Below are 16,133 nucleotides of genomic sequence, written 5' to 3' on the forward strand. Positions count from 1 at the left end.
CTCAGGCGCCGTCTCCAGCGGGTCCCCCAGCCGGCGGCGCCCCGCCCAGCACCACGTGAACGTTGTCGATGAGCCTGGTGATGCCCACCGTCGCGGCCACCGCGAGGACGGCCGGGCCGGTCGCCTCCGCGGTCACGGACTCGAAGGTGTGCGGCTCGACCAGTTCCAGATAGTCGGTCTTCACCGGCGGGTCCAGGGCCGCGGCGTCCTCCAGGACGCGGCGGCCCGCCTCCAGTACCGCCCGCGGCCCGCGCTCCGACTCGGCCTGACCGGCGCGCAGCGCGCGGACGAGCGACAGCGCCGAGTCGCGCTCGGCGGGCGAGAGATGGGCGTTGCGGCTCGACAGCGCGAGCCCGTCGCCGTCCCGCACCGTCGGGACCGCCTCGATGGCGACGGGCACGTCGAGGTCGGTCACCATCCGCCGGATGACGGCGAGTTGCTGGGCGTCCTTCTCACCGAACATCGCGATGTCGGGAAGCACGCTGTTGAACAGCTTGAGCACGACCAGCAGCACCCCGTTGAAGTGGCCGGGGCGCCGCTCGCCCTCCAGGACATCCGCCATGGGGCCCGGTTCCACCGTCACCCACGGCTCGTGCGGGTACATCTCGTCGCGGTCCGGGGCGAAGACGACGTCGACGCCCTCGGCGCGGCAGATCTCCAGGTCGGTGTCGAGGGTCCGGGGATACCGGTCGAAGTCCTCGCCGGGACGGAACTGCCGGGGGTTGAGGAAAATGCTCACGATGACGGCGTCGGCCCGTTCCCTGGCGTGCCGGATAAGGACACGATGCCCTTCGTGCAGCGCGCCCATCGTCGGCACGAACGCGACCACACGGCCCTCTGCGCGCAATCCTTCCCGCACTTCCCTGAGCCGCCGTCTTGATTCGACCAGGACGGGCAGGGCGTGGACCGGTGGCGCACTCACATTCATTCTCCTCCCCGGCGAATCCGGTGGTCGCGTACACGGCCGGAGTGGACCTCAGGCAACCACGCCGCCTCGGACAGGGGAAGGGAGCATGCGACGTCTCGCCGGCGGGACGGTTCACCTGCCATTACTTCCCACGTCGGGGCGGCCCCGGACGCCGGCGGGCGGGTCCCCGCGGACAGATCTGGTCCCCGAACGCTGCAGCGCGGTGTGCGCGTTCCTCAACCTCCCGAGGACGGGTCCGGCTTGCACAGTCGGCGGGCGCTCAAATCTGGGTCTTGCGCAACCCCAAATACGAGAGTTGCGTTCTACACGGCGGCGTGCGGTGCACCGGCCGTTCCCATCCCGATGTCCACCCCCGTCGAGGCCGGAGCCATGCTGAAGTGAGGGAGAGATCGTGAGCGCCCAAGAGCCCGTGTACTGGGACCCCTACGACCCGCGGTTCTGGAACGACCCTTATCCGACCTACCGCCGCCTCCGCGAGGAGGCACCGCTCTACTACAACGACGAGCACGACTTCTACGCCGTCACCCGCTTCGCCGACGTCGAACGCGGCCTGCCGGACTGGCAGACCTTCTCCTCCGCCCGCGGCGGCATCCTCGAACTCATCAAATCCGGCATCGAGATCCCGCCGGGCACGCTCATCTTCGAGGACCCGACCATCCACGACGTCCACCGCCGCCTCCTCGCCCGGGTCTTCACCCCGCGCCGGATCGCCCAGCTGGAACCCAAGGTCCGCGACTTCTGCGCCAGGACGCTGGACCCGCTGGTGGGCGAGAAGGAGTTCGACCTCGTCAAGGCGGTCGGGATCGACATGCCGATGCGGGTGATCGGCATGCTGCTGGGCATCCCCGAGGCCGACCAGGAGGCCATCCGCGACACCGGGAACGAGGCCCTGCGCACCGAGCCCGGCCGGCCGATGGACCACCAGGACGGCACGCACTTCAGCAACGAGATGTTCCGCGACTACATCGAATGGCGCGCGAACAACCCGACCGACGACCTGATGACCGAGCTGCTGACGGCCGAGTTCGAGGACGAGGACGGCACGACCCGCACCCTCACCCATGACGAGGCCCTCACCTACACGACGGTCGTCGCCGGCGCGGGCAACGAGACCACCGGACGGCTCATCGGGTGGACGGGATCACTGCTGGCCCGGCACCCCGACCAGCGCAGGGAACTGGCGGACGACCCGTCACTGATCCCCGGCGCGATCGAGGAGGTCCTGCGCTACGAACCGCCGGGCCCCTCCATCGCCCGCTACGTCACCCGCGATGTCGAGTTCCACGGCCGGACCGTGCCCGAAGGCAGCGCCATCCTCTTCATCGTCGCCGCCGCCAACCGCGACGAGAACCAGTACCCCGACCCCGACCGCTTCGACATCCACCGCAGGATGAGCCAGCAACTGACCTTCGGCCTCGGCCCGCACTACTGCCTGGGCGCGGCGCTGGCCCGTCTCGAAGGCCGCATCGCCCTGGAGGAGATCCTCAAGCGCTTCCCCCGGTGGGACGTGGACTGGGACAACGTCAAACTGGCCCAGACCACGACCGTCCGCGGCTGGGAGACCCTCCCGATCACCATCGGCTGACCCGGCGGGCGGCGGGGTACGCCTGCCCGACGTCACCGTGCCGACCCGTGGGGTGACAGCGCCGTCCGGCCACCGGTTCCGGCTACCGGGGCAGACGATCTGGCTCGGGGCGGTGGTCAGAGACCCGCTTCGCTTCGGGCCGGATCGTGGTGACGGATCGGAAGGCGAGGGTGAGGCGCAGGATCACGGTCATGGCGCCGGCGGTGGCGGCGACGCAGATGGCGGCGAACGCGTCGGGGATCCAGGTCCAGCTCTGACGCGGCCCGATCGGCACGACGATCGGCGCCGCGATGATCCACGGGAGCGCACCCGCCAGGACCCATGCTCCGGTCAGCACGGTGCGGCGAAGCCGTGAGGCAGGGGGCGCGGGGCGGCGCAGGAGCAGTGCCGAGCGCCCTGCCGCCAGAAGCATCGCCACAGCCAGAGCCGTGGTCGCGCCAACGGTCAGGTAGTAGGTGGACGCGGACGGGGCGCCGTCGGGACGACCGCCCGCCAGCAGGCGGGCGGCGCCGAAGCCGACGTGCATGATCGCACCGTCGTGGACGAGTCCGTGGAGATTCTGCTGGACGACGATGGCCAGGTTCTGCTCAGGCAGCAGGAACAGCATCGCCGAATAGCCGGGGGTCGCGCCCGTGTGCCAGACGGCGCCGTCCAGCGGCGCCCCCAGACCTCCGATTCGCCAGCCCAGCCCGGCCCCCGTCCCGGCACCGTTGTGGAGCTTGGCTTCCTGGCGCATGAGCCGTACCGATTCGGCGGAGAGGACGTTTCTTGCGTTCCGGAGTTGGAAGGAGGCGAGGGCGGCCAGATCGTCGAGGTCGCCGCCGAGGTACCCGTAGCCCGCGCCGGAGTCGTCCACCCCGTCGGCGATCGCGGCGGGGACGCCCCAGAGAAGCTGGTGTCCGGGGGCGAGGCGGCGCGCGCGAGCCGATGCGGCGTCGGCGATGGCACCCTTCATACCCGCCGGGGCGAGCACCGCTTCACGCAGGTAGTCGGCGTAGCGGCGCTTGGTGACCGCCTCGACCACGGCCGTCAGGACCAGGTAGTTGGCGCTGGTGTAGGCGTACTCGGTGCCGGGCGGTCCCAGGGGGCGCACGCCGTCCAGTGCTCGGACGCGTTCGGCCGGGCGGGGGCAGCCGGCGTCCAGGCAGTCGGTGACCTTGGCCGTGGCCGCGGCGGGCAGTCCGGCCGTCTGGTTCAGCAGGTGGCGGATCGTGACCTTGGCGGCGTGCGCGGCCCCTCCGAAACGGAACTCCGGCAGGTGGTCGGTGACCCGGTCGTCCGGGCGCAGCCGGCCGGACTGGACGAGGGTCATCACGGCGGTCGCGGTGACCGGTTTGGCGATCGAGCCCCACAGGAACGCGGTGCGGGGCGTCACGCGGTCGCCCCGGCCGTCGGTCCCCCAGGAACGCCGGTGGATGGGGCCGTCCGGGCCGACCACGGCGTAGGAGAGCCCGGGGGTGTGCGTCGCCTCCATCCGCTCCCGGATGTACGCGTCGATCGCGCCGAACCGGTCGGGCTGCGCGGACGCGGGCGGGGCGCAGACGAGCAGGACGGACAGCAGGGCCGACATGCCCGCGGCGGCGGTCCGGAGGCGGACGCGCATCGAAGTCTTCATGGCTCCCCCCATAACAATATGGCGATACGGTTTTTATCGTATGCTGGTATGGTTATCAAGTGCCGAGGACAGCCGACCACCAACAGCGGCGGCGGCAGATCGCGGTGGCCGTCTGCGGCCTGATCTCCGAGCACGGCCTCGACGCCGTCACCGTCGCCCGGACGGCCGCCGCCGCGGGGATCTCGGTCGGTCTCGTGCAGCACTACTTCCGCACCAAGGACGACATGCTCCTGCACGCCTTCTCCCACGTCAGCGCGCAGATCCGGGGCAGGATCGAGGAGCGGATCCGAGCCGGGACCGAGCACCGGCGGCCCATCTCACGGGTGCTGGCCGAGGCGATGGCCGAGCTCATTCCCCTCGACGGCGAGCGCCGCACCGAGTTCCGGGTGGCCAGGGCCTTCGCCGGCCGTGCCCTGGACGCGCCGCGGCTGGCCGAGGTCGACGTCCGGACCGCCGACGGGCTGCGCGCGGACCTCGCCCAGGCCGTCCACAACGGCAAGGAATGCGGTGAGGTCGAGGAAGACCTCGACCCGTGGCCCGCCGCCGTCCGCCTCGCCGCGGTGACGGAGGGCCTGGCGATGCAGGTCTACCGCGACCCCGCCGGTGTGAACGGAACACCCGCCGCGCGGCTGGTCGCGGACGTCATCGACGCCGAACTCGCCGCCGTCTTCACCGGCGAGTGCCACCAGTACCGCTCAGCGTGACGCCCCAACGCCGCTGACCGGGGAAGGGCGGGTTCTCACCCGGACTCCTCTTCTGTGTCCCTCAGGGCCGTGAACGCGCGTGACTTCGAGCCGAGGATGTGCCGGGAGTAGAGCCGGGCCGCCTCGTCGCCGTCACCGGAGCGGACCGCCGCCACGATCTCGCGCAACTCCGACGCGCTGGTGGGGTAGCCGGCCGAGATGGCCTTGACGCGCAGCAGCCGGACGCGTCCGCGCAGGCCCTCCGCCAGCCGCTGGATCACGGGGCTGCCCGCGCCGGTGAAGATGACCTGGATGAACTCGTCCTTGATCTGCAGCATCGTGACGGGGTCGTCGGAGTACTCCACGGTCGCCTCCGCGAACGCCTCCATGGCCGCCTCGAGCTTGATCATCTGCGACCGGGCGGCCCGCTCGGTGAACAACCTGACCAGCAGTCCCTCGACGGCGGCCCTGGCCTCGTAGAGATCGGACGCCTCTTCCACGGTCGGCGCCGCCACCACCGCGCCCCGGTTCGGCACGACCTCGACCAGCCCCTCGGACGTCAACTCGCGCAGCGCCTCCCGCACGGTGGCGCGGGAGACGTTGAGCCGCTCCATCAGCTCGCGCTCCACGAGCCGCCGGCCGGGCTTGATCTGCAGTTCCAGGATCGCTCTGCGCAGGACGTCGGTCACCTGCTCGCGCACCGGCCGGGCGTTCCCGCCGGACAACGAGAGATCGAGGAAGTCGGACCCGCGCCGGCCGTCCGTCCGCGCGGTCGTCCGCTCCGTGTCGTCCCCGGCCATGCGGCAGCCCCCTGCTCACCATATTGTCCGACACTCGAGCACTCGCGGGCCGCTGGGCGGCACCCGCCCGTCCAGGTCCCATGATAGCGGCGGACACTGCCGCCACAACGTGCCCGAAGCCGTCATAGGATTGTCGGACAAAAATATTGACGGACCCGAGAGCGAGAACCTAGTGTCTGCGGGAACGCGATTCTCGCGAGGCAGGAGGCTCCTTGACTGCCCACCACGTGATGCGTCTCGCTCCCGACTTTGGTCCGACAATCTCAGCGCCGACGGTGCCGTCGAGGCGCCGTCCGGGACCCGCTGACGAGTACTGGCGGAAGAACGACGAGAGCCATGCCTTCCCCCGGGGGCTCTACGACGCCATGGCCGGGGCGGGCCGGCTGGGCATCGCCCTTCCCACGATCGTGAAGCACGGCTCGGCGGAACCGCGCCGGGAGATCCTGCCGACCGACACGACCCGGATCTCCACCCGCGCCCGCCGGGACGGCGACGGCTGCAAGGTGTGGATCACCGAGCGCGCACTGGGCGGGCCGGTGGCCTTCCGGCGCGAGCGGAAGCGGCAGCCGAATCGGGGCGGTCACTGACAGCGGGCCCCGGCTCTCGGTGCCGACACCCCCGGTTCTCGGAAGGGAGCCTCAGCAGATGTCCCTACGTTCGATCACCGCGTCCCTCCTCTGCCTCGCGCTGGCGGCCACCGGCTGCGGCGGAAACGGCGGCGGCCGGGGCGACGGCACGATCACGCTCCGGGTGGCGGAGTCGTTCCCGCAGAAACACGTGATCGCCAGGACGCTGTCCCAGCGGTTCATGCAGAACGTGGAAAAGGCGTCCGGCGGCCGCATCGAGTTCGACTACTTTCCCGGCGAGCAGCTCGGCAAGGCGGCCGATCTGATCGACGTGGTCAAGGGCGGCGTGGCCGATATCGGCTACATGGCGCCGCAGTACGCCAGCGAGAGCATGCCGCTGGGCGGGGTCATCGGGCTGCCGGGAATCTATCCGGACGCCGCGTCCGGCGCCCCCGCCTACTACGCGCTGGTGACCGGCAGGCTCTACCAGGAGGAGATCAGGAAGGACGAGGTCTTCCCGCTGTTCAGCTTCGTGACCGGCGAGTACCAGGTGGTGACCGCCGGGAAACGGGTGACGACGCCGGCCGGGATGCACGGCCTGCGCGTCCGGACGACCAGCGGCTACATGGAGATGACCGCGAAGGAGTTCCGGGCGGTCCCGGTGTCGATGGCCGCGCCTGAGATGTACCAGGCGATGGAGCGCGGCACGATCGACTCGGCCATGATCAGCGCCGAGAGCATCCGGCCCTACGGGCTCGACGACATTCTCCGGTACATCACCACGAACCTCTCCCTCGGAGGATTCGGCGGCTTCTACGCCATCAACGACGACACCTGGAGAAAACTGCCGCCGGATCTGCGGAGAATCATGGTCGAGGAAGGCAGGAAGGTCTCCATCGACTCGGGCCGGGTCTTGACCGAGGACAAAAAGCAGGTCCTCCGGGATTTCGAGAAGAAAGGCATCACCCTCACCACGGTTGCGGCGGAGGAGAAGGCGAAGTTCGACCGGGTCTCCGGTGAGATCCAGCGGTCGTGGGCCAGGGACATGAACGGGCGCGGGCTGCCGGGCGACGACATCCTCGCGGAACTGCGCCGACTCGTGAGGGACGGCGGATGACTACCCCGGAGAACGGAGCTGAGACGGTGCGGCCGAAGAGAGGACCGCTGGAGAAGGCGGAGGACGCGCTCCGCCTCGTGGTGGGCGCGGCCCTCCTGCTGATGGTGACCGCCATAACCCTGGACGCCGCGGGCCGCTACCTGTTCGGCTCCTCGCTGCCCGGCACGATCCGGATCACCGAGTGGTTCCTGATGCCCGCCGTGGTGTTCCTCAGCTGGGGCGCCGCGCAGCGCCACCGCAAGCACGTGGCGGTGGACCTGCTGCGGCAGCGGCTGCCCGTCCGGGCGGTCGCGGTGCTCAAGCGGCTCGCCGACGCGCTCGGGCTGGTGCTGTTCGGGCTGGTGCTGTGGACGACCGCGGGGTTCGCGGTCGACTACTGGGGCCGGTGGAGCGTGGAGTCCCCGTCCCTGCCCGCCGGACCGTCCCGCGCGATCGTGGTCGTCGGCGCGGCGTTCATGGTGCTCCGGCTGGCCGTGCAGGTCGTGCGGGGCGGCGAGGCCGCCGGCGACGAGGAGTGACGGTGGAGATCCTTCTTCCTTTCCTGCTCCTGTTCGCCCTCCTGGCGATCGGCGTTCCGGTGGCGTTCTCCCTCGGCCTGTCCGGCCTGGCCGGCCTGCTGATGTCGGTCGGGCCCCAGGCGACGCTGACGGTGCTGGGCACCGCGACCTACCGGGGCGGCAGCGACTTCCTGCTGACCACGGTGCCGGCCTTCCTGCTGATGGCGGAGTTCCTGGCGGGCGGGCGCATCGCCACGAACCTGTACGAGGCGATGTTCGCCTGGTTCGGCCGGATCCGCGGCGGGCTGGCCATCGCGACGACCGTCGCGTCCGGCGGCATGGGCGCGATGACCGGTTCCAGCACCGCCACCGCCGCGACCTTCTCCGCGGTCGGCGTCCCGCACATGCGCGAGTACGGGTACCAGGACCGGCTGAGCGTCGGGTCGATCGCCGCGGCGGGGACGCTGGCGTCCATCATCCCGCCCAGCGTCGCGCTCATCGTGTACGGCATCGCCACCGAGACCCCGATCGGTGATCTGTTCGCCGCCGGGGTCGTCCCCGGCGTCATCACCGTCGCCGCGTACGCGCTGGTCATCTACCTGTGGGTGCGGTGGCGGCCCGGCATCGCGCCCGACCGCCCCGAGCCGATGCCGCTGGCGAGGAAGCTCCGGCTGCTCGTCAACGTGTGGCCCACGATCCTGCTGGTCGTGATCGTGCTCGGCGGCATCTACTCGGGCGTCGTGACCGCCACCGAGGCGGGCGCGGTGGGCGCGGTCGGCGCGCTGCTGCTCAGCGTGTCCACCGGCGGCCTGCGCATGGCCGACCTGCGCAGGTGCCTCATGCGGGCCGCGGAGACCACCACGATGATCATCTCGATCGTGGTGTTCGCGACCATCTTCGGCTACTTCCTCACCTCGACCCGGGTCGCGCCGGCCATCGTGGACGCCATCGAGTCCGCCGGCCTGCCCAAGCTGGGCGTCATGGTGCTGATCGTGCTGCTGTACCTGGTGCTGGGCACGTTCATGGACCAGATCGCGATCCTGCTGGTCACCCTGCCCATCACGTTCCCGCTGGTCACCAGCCTCGGTTACAGCGAGATCTGGTTCGGCATCCTGGTGATCAAGCTCGGTGAGATCGGGCTGATGTCGCCGCCCCTCGGGCTGAACGTCTACGTCGCCGCGGGCTCGGTCCCCAGGGTGAAACTGGGCGAGGCGTTCCGCGGCGTCGTCCCCTTCATGGTCATGGAACTGCTGCTGATCGTGCTGCTGTTCCTCGTCCCGGCGCTCGCCACCTGGCTGCCCGGACGATGAGCGCCCTCTCCCGCGAGACGGAGGAGAACCCCTTGGGCCCCCTTGACGGCATCCGAGTCCTCGACTTCACCAGCACGTTCCTCGGCCCCTACTGCACGATGATGATGGCGCAGCTCGGCGCGGACGTCATCAAGGTGGAGCCGCGGCACGGCGACGTCGTGCGCGGTGTCGGCGCCGCCCGCAACCCCGGCATGTCCGCGACGTACATGACCGTCAACGCGGGCAAGCGCGGGATCGTCCTGGACCTGAAGTCGCCGGAGGGCCGGCGGATCCTGGACCGCATGGCCGCCGGCGCCGACCTGGTGATCCACAACATGCGGCAGGAGACCGCGGTGTCGCTCGGCATCTCCCACCGGCGCCTCCGCGAGGTCAACCCGCGGATCATCGTGGTGGAGGCGTTCGGGTTCGCCCCGGACGGCCCCGACGCGGGACGGCCCGCCTACGACGACGTGATCCAGGCCGCCTGCGGCCTGGCCGATCTGGAAAGCCGGCGGCAGGGGCGTCCCCAGTACGTCACCACGATCCTCGCGGACAAGGTCTGCGCGCTCGTCGCCATGTACGCGGCGATGGCCGCCCTGTTCGAGCGCGAGCGGACCGGCGAGGGGCAGAACGTCGTCGTCCCGATGTACGAGAGCATGGTGAGCTTCCTCCTCCACGAGCAGCTCGCGGGCGAGGCGTTCGTCCCCGCGCTCGGCCCGGCCACCTACCCGCGGACGACCTCGAGGTTCCGCAGGCCGTACCGGACGAAGGACGGCCACATCGGCGTGATCCTCTACACCGACGGCCACTGGCGCTCCTTCTTCGAGTCCATCGGCCGGCCCGAGCTGGCCGGCGACCCGCGCTACCGCGACATCGGCGCCCGCACCCGCAACATCGACGAGCTGTACTCCCTCGTCGAGACGGAGCTGGCCGCCGGGACGACCGGGCACTGGATGCGCCGCTTCCGCGAGCTGGACTGCCCGGCGATCGAGGTCCGCACCGTGGACGACCTGATCGCCGACCCGTACCTCAACGAGGCCGGGGTCATCGTGGAGCAGGACCACCCCAGCGAGGGCCGGGTGCGCAACCTCGGGATGCCGGCCCGCTTCTCCCTGCACTCGCGTGCGCCGGGAAGCCTCCGGCACGCTCCCCGGCTCGGGGAGCACACCCGGGAGGTGCTCGCCGAGTTCGGCTACTCCCCCGAGCAGGTGGCCGCCTGGGCCGAACGGGGCGTCGTCGGCGCCGAGCCGCGGGCGACCGGATGAGCACCACGATCGCGACGGAGCAGGACCGCCGCGTCCTCCGCATCACCCTGAACGTCCCCGAGACGCGCAACGCCCTGTCGACCCGGATGATGGGCGAACTGTCGGAGGCCATCCGGGGGGCACCGGGCAGGGGCACGCGGGCGGTGCTCCTGACCGGTGCCGGCCCGGCGTTCTGTTCCGGAATGGACCTCCGGGAACGCAGCGGCGGGAAGGCGGCCTCGGGACGTCCCCTGATGGAACTCGTCCACGCGATCGGCCAGGTGCCCGTACCGGTGGTGGCCGGGGTGCGGGGCGCCGCGCGGGCGGGCGGCCTCGTCCTCGCCGCCGCGTGCGACATCACCGTCGCCGACGCCCGCGCGACGTTCGCGATGCCCGAGCCCCTCCTCGGCCTCGTCCCGGAGATGACGCTGGCGGTGCTGGCGTCCCGGGCACCGTCGGCGCCGCTGCGCCGCCACGTGCTCACCGGCACGGTCTTCGACGCCGCCGCGGCGCTCCAGATGGGACTGATCTCGCAGGTCAGCCCGGCCGGAACGTTCGACCAAGACATCGCGGGCATCCTCGACGACCTGAACCGCTGCTCTCCGGACGCCGTGGCCGCCACCAAGCGAAGACTCGCCACGGCCCTGCCCCCGCTGGAGAACCTCCTGGCGGCGGCCGACGCCTCCGACGCCGGCTTCACCGCACCCCACGCCCGAGAAGGCGTCGAAGCGATCCGGGAAGGAAGGACACCGCCCTGGCTGACGCCGCCGGACCAGGGGCAGGCCCCTTGATCGGGCGCTGGTCCTGGACGACCGCCGCCCGGCCCTCGCCGACCGGCCTGGCAACCACCGGGTGGCCTGGCGGACGAGTCGCTACGTGGCGCAGTGATAGTTCTCGGCGGATTTCGGGTCGCCCTGGCCGTTGTACCGGGCGGCCTTGGGGTAGGCGCAGAGGTCGCGGGTGACGCGTGTGCCGTTGTCGGTGACCGACGCCGGGAGCGTGGCGGGGGCCTGGCCCTTCTCCACCCAGTTCACGAGGGCCGTCAACGCGTCGTCGGGTACCGGTCCGCCGGCGCCCAGCAGGCCGCAGTGCCCGACGCCGGGTGCGAGGAACAGCCGGTAGAAGGAATCGGTCTCCTGAGCGCCGCCCATGGCCGTCTGCACTCGGCGGTAATAGTCCACCGTGCCCTGCGGGAAGATCAGTGGGTCCGCCTGGCCGTGCCAGGTGATGATTTTGCCGCCGGCGTTCTTGAAGGCGGTCAGGTCCGGGTCGTCAGCACCGATGATCTGGTTGTACTCGGCCCGGGACTGCCGGATCAGACTTTCGAGTCGCGCGGGCGTGATGGTGGAGGTGTCGAACGAGGGGTTCTTCTCGAGGAAGTACGTGACCCAGTCGGCGATCATGCTGATGGGCGAGCCGCTCCTGCCGAAACTCGTGCCGGCGAGAACGTCGAACGAGGCTCCCTTGGGAAGGCCGTACCACAGCGGCCTCCCGCCGTCGGCGGAGATCGGTCCCTGCCAGATGCGGCGCACGACCTCGGCGTCCTTCGCGGTGAGGGTCTTCTCGCGGAAATCGCATCCGACCTTCTTGCCGATCATGCTGCGCGGGTCGAAACCGCACGTCTCCGGCCGGTCGATGATGCCGTCGGCGACCCCGTCGTCCTTGTCGCAGGCGGCCACGGCGGCGTCGGTGAACGTTTTGAAGACGCACGAGCTCGGGAAGTGCCTCTCGTCGTTCATCACCACCTGCGGCCACATCTCGGACGGGACGAAGCGATCGAAGTTGGTCGCCGGGGCCGATGCCACGACGCCGTCGTAGTCCGTGGGATGGCGCTGCGCCTCCATCAGGCCCTGGCGGCCGCCGTTGGAGCAGCCGTTCCAGTAGGAGTAGGACGGGGGCTTGCCGTAGAAGCCCGCGACGATCTGTTTCGCGGCCACCGTCATGTCATGCACGGAGCGGTGGGCGAAGTTGGTCAGCAGCTCGGTGTTGACGGTTCCGTCGGATTTCAGCGCCCAGGGTGCCGGGGTGATGGGGTTGAAGCCGACGCCCGCGTCGGTCGCCGCCGCCGCGTACCCCTGCCGCACGGCCGCGGGCAGGGTCGGGACGGCGCCGAGTGTGAGGTAGGGGGTGACGGGTCCCAGCAGGAACCCGGCGGAGTAACCGCCGCCGCCGGTTCCCTGGAACCGCCCGTTCCATCCGCTGGAAGGCAGCCACACCACGACCTTGACGTCGTCACCGGCTCCCGGGTGCGTCAGGGTGAGCGTCACCTCGCAGTGCGCCGGCACCTTGGAGATCGCGTCAGCCGCCTTCCGAGTCGTCTCCATCGACGTGACGGCCGCGCCGGGGACGGCCGGACGGGTGGCGATCCGGCAGGCGTCACCGGTATCGGCGTGCACCGAACCGGTCATGCCGGCGGGCGAGGCGATCGCGACCGTCAGAACGATAAGGGTGAAGGGGGATTTCCTCGATCGGGGCTTCATCGTCCTCCTTGTTCTGCGCGTTTCCGCGGCTATGGGGCACGCCGCGGTAGAACGGGAGCGCCTTGAGTTCATCGGACGGTACGGCGTTCCAAGAAACGGCGCTGCGCACGTTCCGCTAAGAAGCGGGAGCCCGCTGGCGGCGGGGGCTCACGTTCTTGACAAAGGGAAGTTCGGTGGGCGCGCGACAATGCGGCGCGGTCGATACGGCGCGGTGCGATGAGCCTACGGAAGGAGGCGAAAATCGTTCCCGGACGAGGGGACGCGAGCCCGGGCGGCGACGTGGTTCAGATCAGGTCTTGTCGCCCATGGCCGGGTTGCTCATTCGTCCTTCAGCAGCAGTTTCGTGCGGAGGACGATCTCCATTTCGAATTTCCAGTCGGGATCGTTCATCTCGTCGCCGAACAGTTCCTGCAGCCGGCGCATGCGGTACCGCACGGTCTGGGCGTGGACGTGGAGGCGGGCGGCGATCTCGGGCGCCCTGCCCCCGGACGCCAGCCAGGCCAGCAGGGTCTCGTCCAGGCGGTCCCGCTGCTGGGGTTTCAGCGCGGCGAGCGGCCCGTACCTGCGGGCGGTCATCAGCCGGATCACGTCCTCGTTGTGCGACAGCAGCAGTGTGGACAGCTCGTCGCTGCAGCGGACGTAGTGGTCGCATCGGATGACGCCCCGCCGGACCAGTGACAGCGCCTGCCCGGCCAGGCGCACCGACAGGGCGGCCTCGGCGAGCGACACGCTCGGGCCGATGGCGAACGGTGTGTCGCGCAGTGCGCGGGCCAGCATGTCCTGCCGGCCGGGGGCGTCGGGGTCCGGTACGAGCAGGCGGGGGTCGGGCCGTTCCAGGTCCATCAGCACGTCCGGACCGATGGCGGGTGCCAGCCGGCCCGCCCCGGCGTCCCAGTCGGCGATGGCCACGCCGGCCACGGTCGCCGGAAGCCTCCAGTCCGCCTCCCGCGCCAGGTCGGCGAGTGCTTCGCCGGACGTGGCCTGGTCCTCGCTCAGCACCAGCTCGAACAGACGGCGGCGCAGGCTCTTCAACCTGTCGGTGGTGCTCTGGCGCGCCTGGGCGTATCCCTGGACGGAGTATTCCGCGATCTCCTCGACGTAGGCGAAGACCATCTCGGCGAGCAGCGACATCCTCTCGGCCGGCCAGCCCGCCCGGCGTCCCACCTCGGCGATCCGGCGCCAGCCGACCCGTGCCGCGACCCGGTAGGCCGCCTGGAGCGCCGCCAGGTCCCTGCCGGCCCGGTACTCGCCGCGGCCGAGATCCCTGAAGACCTTGATCTCGTGGTCGCGCGGCGCCGGCGGGTCGGCGGCGCGGTCCACGAACCGCTCCAGCGCCTGTTCGACGACCGACCGAAGGTCGCCCTGGTCACGTCCTCGGCACGGATGGTCGAACTCGGCGACCGAATGCCGGATCTCCGCGCCGATCTCCTCCGCCAGTGACGGCAGTTCCGGGCGGAGCCTGGCGACCTCGGACGTCAGGCCGGGGAGCGGTGTGCGATCGCGGCCGGCGGGGGCGCGTCGGACGGTGGTGACCTGTGGCATGGACGGACTCCCTCACAGGGCGCGGGGGCCGCTGGGAAGGGCGGCTCCTGTGGGCGGATCTGGTGTTGTTCCATCCCCCGGCTGACGTGGTCCTCAAGGGTCACCGACCGCCCTCTCCCCGTCGCCGGCGCTCGTGACGGGCGCGTACTGCATGTCGACGACAAGGGCCACCATCCGGATGAGCCGGTCGGTGAACTCCTCGGGGTCGAGCGGATCCTCGCCCTCGACGACCCAGGCGTTGACGAGCACGGACGCGCCGCCGACCAGGAACACGGCGAGGTCCTCGATCGTGCGCGGATCGAGCCGCTCGCCGTAGAGCTGCCCGAGTGCCTCCCGGTTGTACGGGATGAGCAGGGCGCCCAGCGCCTTGTTGATTCCGTAGCCGCACGCCCCGGTGAAGATCACCCGGTAGAACGCCCGGTGGCCGGCGAAGTGGCGCGCCAGGGCCAGCACCTGACCGCGTCCCGTCGTGTCCGCTATGCCGGTGACGCTCGGTACCAGCTCGCGCCGCCCGAGATCGAGCGCGGTCTCCAGCAGCAGCGTGTCACGATCCCCGAACTGCTGGTAGACCACCTGCCGGCTCACGTCCGCGGCCTCGGCGAGGTCGGAGATCGGGACGGCCGCCGTGCCCCGCTCGGTCACCAGGTCGATCGTGGCCCGCATGAGGGCGGCCCGCGAACGGCGGACCCGCCGGTCCTTGACGGGTGCGCTCCCCGGCAGCTGGTACGTCACAGCCACGATGATGGACAGGTGTCAATAAAATAGCAAGTGTCCATGTCCCGTCGATCAGGGACGGCGTCATCGGCCCTCCTACTCCCACGCGTCGGCGGACGAAGGCGGACACGGTTCGGGCGAGGGGATGCGCACCGGCTTCCGGATCCGTTTTGGACCGCGCCAGATTCACGGCCGCAGGCGATGAATTTCCGTTGTGTTGCGGTCTAGCATGTCGTGGATGGACAAGCGTGACCCGGGCTTTCTCAACGCGCGCGTGCCCAACTTCGCCCGCGTGATGAACTACCTCGACGGCGGGAAGGACAACTTCGCCGTCGACCGGGTCATGGGGGACGAGCTTCTCAGGATCGCACCCGAGGTCCCGACGGTCGTCGCGGAGTCGCGCAAGTTCGTGTCCAGGGCCGTCACGTTCCTGGCGGAGGCGGGTGTCCGGCAGTTCGTGGACGTCGGGTGCGGTCTGCCCACCCATGGGAGCGTCCACGAGATCCTGCACGACCTCGGGGTGAACGCCCGCGTCGTCTACGTGGACGAAGACCCTGTCGTGGTGGCCCACGGCAAGGCGATCGTGGCGACGCGGGGGGAGGCGGTCACGGACGACTGCCCGGTGACCAGGGTCGTCCAGGCCGATCCGCACGATCCCGACGCGATGCTGGACCATCCGGAGCTGACCAGCGTGATCGATCTCCGGCGCCCGACCGCGATCCTCCTGCGCGCCCTGCTCGCCGTCTTCGACGACGACACCGCCGCCAGGGTCGCCGAGCGCCTGGTCGCCCGCCTCTCCCCCGGCGGCTACCTGCTGCTCGGCCATGCCTTCCGCGATCCGTTCGAGGAGAAGGCCGACGAGATGTCCAGGCACTTCAACCAGGGCCCCCTCATGGAGGGAGATCGCAGGCACGTCCGGAGCCTCGCGCACGTCGCCCGGTTCCTCGACGGACTCGACGTGGTCCCGCCCGGCCTGACGCCCCTGCCCGCCTGGCGCCCCCGCTTCGGGGAACCCAGCGTCGACCCCGAGACCTTCTGGGTGGCGGGCGCCGTCGGCCGCAAACCCTGACGGG

At 70.6% G+C, this 16,133-nt stretch carries 15 protein-coding genes; 9 read left to right on the top strand and 6 right to left on the bottom strand.

Annotated elements, in window-relative coordinates; all coding sequences use genetic code 11:
- Position 1 precedes the first annotated feature (1 nt).
- The gene (gene panC / locus ACFPZN_RS40385) at positions 2-928 is read right to left on the bottom strand and encodes a pantoate--beta-alanine ligase (RefSeq protein WP_378287864.1); all 927 of its coding nucleotides are present in this window, start codon (positions 926-928) and stop codon (positions 2-4) included.
- A gap of 391 nt (positions 929-1,319) precedes the next feature.
- Here panC and ACFPZN_RS40390 point away from each other — a divergent pair, with 391 nt between their 5' ends.
- Positions 1,320-2,513 (top strand): cytochrome P450, encoded by a 1,194-nt coding sequence (locus ACFPZN_RS40390; protein WP_378287865.1) that lies wholly within the window; start codon positions 1,320-1,322, stop codon positions 2,511-2,513.
- A gap of 82 nt (positions 2,514-2,595) precedes the next feature.
- On the opposite strand, the gene ACFPZN_RS40395 is transcribed toward ACFPZN_RS40390, so the two are convergent.
- The gene (locus ACFPZN_RS40395; protein ID WP_378287866.1) at positions 2,596-4,128 is read right to left on the bottom strand and encodes a serine hydrolase domain-containing protein; all 1,533 of its coding nucleotides are present in this window, start codon (positions 4,126-4,128) and stop codon (positions 2,596-2,598) included.
- Positions 4,129-4,187: 59 nt separating this feature from the next.
- Between ACFPZN_RS40395 and ACFPZN_RS40400 the strand changes: the two genes are divergently transcribed.
- Positions 4,188-4,832, top strand: coding sequence for a TetR/AcrR family transcriptional regulator (locus ACFPZN_RS40400; RefSeq protein WP_378287867.1), 645 nt, complete (start codon positions 4,188-4,190; stop codon positions 4,830-4,832).
- Between the two features lie 35 nt (positions 4,833-4,867).
- On the opposite strand, the gene ACFPZN_RS40405 is transcribed toward ACFPZN_RS40400, so the two are convergent.
- Entirely contained in the window at positions 4,868-5,611 is a 744-nt protein-coding gene (locus ACFPZN_RS40405; RefSeq protein ID WP_378287868.1) for a GntR family transcriptional regulator, read from the bottom strand.
- Between the two features lie 275 nt (positions 5,612-5,886).
- Between ACFPZN_RS40405 and ACFPZN_RS40410 the strand changes: the two genes are divergently transcribed.
- The 6 genes from ACFPZN_RS40410 to ACFPZN_RS40435 are packed head-to-tail and all read left to right on the top strand — an operon-like array spanning position 5,887 to position 11,115.
- Positions 5,887-6,198: a hypothetical protein gene (locus ACFPZN_RS40410; RefSeq protein WP_378287869.1), complete on the top strand. Its 312-nt coding sequence runs from the start codon at positions 5,887-5,889 to the stop codon at positions 6,196-6,198.
- A gap of 58 nt (positions 6,199-6,256) precedes the next feature.
- Positions 6,257-7,294 carry a TRAP transporter substrate-binding protein gene (locus tag ACFPZN_RS40415; RefSeq protein WP_378287870.1) on the top strand — a complete coding sequence of 346 codons (1,038 nt, stop codon included), beginning with the start codon at positions 6,257-6,259 and terminating at the stop codon, positions 7,292-7,294.
- A 26-nt stretch (positions 7,295-7,320) separates the two neighbouring features.
- Complete coding sequence (locus ACFPZN_RS40420; RefSeq protein WP_378287871.1) at positions 7,321-7,812, top strand: TRAP transporter small permease; 492 nt, start codon at positions 7,321-7,323, stop codon at positions 7,810-7,812.
- 2 nt (positions 7,813-7,814) lie between these two features.
- Complete coding sequence (locus ACFPZN_RS40425) at positions 7,815-9,101, top strand: TRAP transporter large permease (protein WP_378287872.1); 1,287 nt, start codon at positions 7,815-7,817, stop codon at positions 9,099-9,101.
- Positions 9,102-9,133: 32 nt separating this feature from the next.
- Positions 9,134-10,345, top strand: coding sequence for a CaiB/BaiF CoA transferase family protein (locus ACFPZN_RS40430; RefSeq protein WP_378287873.1), 1,212 nt, complete (start codon positions 9,134-9,136; stop codon positions 10,343-10,345).
- A complete protein-coding gene (locus tag ACFPZN_RS40435) occupies positions 10,342-11,115 on the top strand; it encodes an enoyl-CoA hydratase/isomerase family protein (protein ID WP_378287874.1) in 774 nt (257 codons plus the stop codon). Before ACFPZN_RS40430 ends, ACFPZN_RS40435 begins: the two co-directional genes overlap by 4 nt.
- 81 nt (positions 11,116-11,196) lie before the next feature.
- Here the strand turns inward: ACFPZN_RS40435 and ACFPZN_RS40440 are convergent, their stop codons facing one another.
- The 3 genes from ACFPZN_RS40440 to ACFPZN_RS40450 all read right to left on the bottom strand — a co-directional run bounded on the left by ACFPZN_RS40440 (position 11,197) and on the right by ACFPZN_RS40450 (position 15,078).
- Positions 11,197-12,804 (bottom strand): tannase/feruloyl esterase family alpha/beta hydrolase, encoded by a 1,608-nt coding sequence (locus ACFPZN_RS40440; RefSeq protein WP_378287875.1) that lies wholly within the window; start codon positions 12,802-12,804, stop codon positions 11,197-11,199.
- Between the two features lie 318 nt (positions 12,805-13,122).
- Positions 13,123-14,346, bottom strand: a complete 1,224-nt coding sequence (locus ACFPZN_RS40445) for a PucR family transcriptional regulator (protein ID WP_378287876.1) — start codon at positions 14,344-14,346, stop codon at positions 13,123-13,125.
- Between the two features lie 93 nt (positions 14,347-14,439).
- Positions 14,440-15,078: a TetR/AcrR family transcriptional regulator gene (locus ACFPZN_RS40450; RefSeq protein ID WP_378287877.1), complete on the bottom strand. Its 639-nt coding sequence runs from the start codon at positions 15,076-15,078 to the stop codon at positions 14,440-14,442.
- A gap of 220 nt (positions 15,079-15,298) precedes the next feature.
- Between ACFPZN_RS40450 and ACFPZN_RS40455 the strand changes: the two genes are divergently transcribed.
- Positions 15,299-16,129, top strand: coding sequence for an SAM-dependent methyltransferase (locus tag ACFPZN_RS40455; RefSeq protein ID WP_378287878.1), 831 nt, complete (start codon positions 15,299-15,301; stop codon positions 16,127-16,129).
- The last annotated feature ends 4 nt before the right edge of the window (positions 16,130-16,133 follow it).

Origin of the sequence: Actinomadura rugatobispora, from assembly GCF_042656285.1 — a bacterium.
GTDB lineage: Bacteria > Actinomycetota > Actinomycetes > Streptosporangiales > Streptosporangiaceae > Spirillospora > Spirillospora rugatobispora.